Source organism: Micromonospora sp. NPDC047753 (assembly GCF_040642735.1).
GTDB lineage: Bacteria > Actinomycetota > Actinomycetes > Mycobacteriales > Micromonosporaceae > Micromonospora.
The window spans coordinates 1-1,777 of record NZ_JBEYSL010000807.1; the positions used below are offsets into that span (position 1 = coordinate 1).

2 protein-coding genes are annotated in these 1,777 nt (G+C 68.3%); both read right to left on the minus strand.

The features are described from left to right. Nucleotides 1-316 precede the first annotated feature (316 nt). The gene (locus ABZ749_RS34750) at nt 317-1,237 is read right to left on the minus strand and encodes a hypothetical protein (RefSeq protein WP_357235559.1); all 921 of its coding nucleotides are present in this window, start codon (nt 1,235-1,237) and stop codon (nt 317-319) included. Between the two features lie 13 nt (nt 1,238-1,250). After that, complete coding sequence (locus tag ABZ749_RS34755) at nt 1,251-1,586, minus strand: hypothetical protein (RefSeq protein WP_357235562.1); 336 nt, start codon at nt 1,584-1,586, stop codon at nt 1,251-1,253. Between the last annotated feature and the right edge of the window lie 191 nt (nt 1,587-1,777).

Here is a 1,777-nt window from a genome sequence, read left to right on the forward strand (position 1 = left end):
CCCAAGATCTGCGCAACATCCCCGATGTTGCTGCCTCCGACACGCCGGAGACAGCAACATCCCTGATCCTGCGCAGATCTTGACGACGAACACCGCTTTTCGGAGATCGGAACCCCGGCCTCGGCGCCCCAGGCCACCAAGATCGCACTCGAACCAGGATGTAGCGGCCACGGAACGCCGGGAAGCCACTAGAACCAGGATGTTGCGCGATCTTGCCGGCCGCAGCACGGACGCGCGGACGCGCGGACGCGCGGCAGCCGGACGCACGTGCGCGCGGCGCGGGCGGCCGTTCGGGAGTTGCTTGTTGTGTGAGTGGTTAGGCGTTGCGGGCCAGGTGAGTGGTGATCGCGGTGGCGAGTCGCTCGGGGGCGCCGTCCGCGTACCCGATGAAGAGCGACGGCTCGGTCAGCTCCAGCTCGACCAGGACCGGCTCGCCGTCCGGGCCGGGGATCAGGTCGACCCGGGCGTAGAGCAGCTGTCGGGTGCCGCCGGGCACCGTCGCGAGGGTCTGCTCGGCCACCGCCAACTGCTCGGGGCGAGCGGTGCGGACGGTGATCTCTTCGGCCTTGTACAGCCCGTCCGGACCGAGGTCCGGCCCGGACAGCATCGGACCCTTGCGGATCGCGTGGCTGAACGCGAGCCCTTCGGGACCGGCCAGGAAGAGCAGGGCCGTCTCGCCTTCGGTGTCGACGGCCCGCAGGTACGGCTGGACCATGGTGACCCGGCCGGCCTCGGAGAGTCGGCGAACGTGTGCGGCGGCAAGGTCGCGGTGCTCCGGGTCGGACAGGTCGTACCGGCCGGTGTCCTGACTGCCGGCGCTGACGGCGGGTTTGAGCACGTACTCGCCGGTCTCGGCGGGCGGCTGCCAGCTCTCCCCCGGCATGATCCAGGCTGTCGGCACGGTTGGCACGCCGGCGGCGCTCAGCTCGGCGAGGTAGCGCTTGTCGGTGTTCCAGCGGACCACGTCGGCCGGGTTGACGAGTGTCGGCACGGTCGACGCCCAGGACACGAACTCGTCGCGGCGCAGCGCGTAGTCCCAGGGTGAGCGGAGCACGACCAGGTCGTAGGACGACCAGTCGACGTCGGGGTCGTCCCAGACGACGGCCTGGACGGCGACGCCACGGGTGGCGAGCGGGGCGAGGACCAGCCGGTCGTCCGGGTCGAGGTCGGCCAGGTCGGAGCAGGTGACGAGAGCGACCCGGGGTTCCCCCCGGGTCGACTGGTGATATGTGGTCAATTCAGGTGTCTGTTCACCGGGCCATCGTGCGCCGGGCCATCGACCGCCAGAGGTCGTTGCTCGGACGCATCTGGTCCATCAGTTCACGCTCCCAGGCGTTCTCGACGGCGACTCCCGCCTTGGCGCACGCCTCCCGGGCGGTGACGGTGTCGTCGGCGAACTGGTCGCCCCACTCACCGTCGGCACCGACCAGGACGATTCGCGCGCCGCGCTTGCCGACGTACTCGATGACCGCCTTCGCGCCGCCGTGTTCTGCGGCGAACGCCTTGAGACCCGCAACCAGGCCTTGGGGCGCCTGCTCGCCGGCGGTCTGCTCAGCGGTCAGCGTCGTATCGGAACCATCTGCCATGACGCGAAGCCTAAGCAGACTTGCACCCCGTCGGGCGAGAACCATGAACCTTTTGTGATGCCAATTACCTACAGGTTTAAGGACGACCACAGGTTTGCTGTCCGTTTATTTACCGACTTTTACGCCCAAAGCACGCAGGCAAATCGCCTTCGAACCCTCCCAGGTTGAGCCGATCCGACTCATGTAGAAAG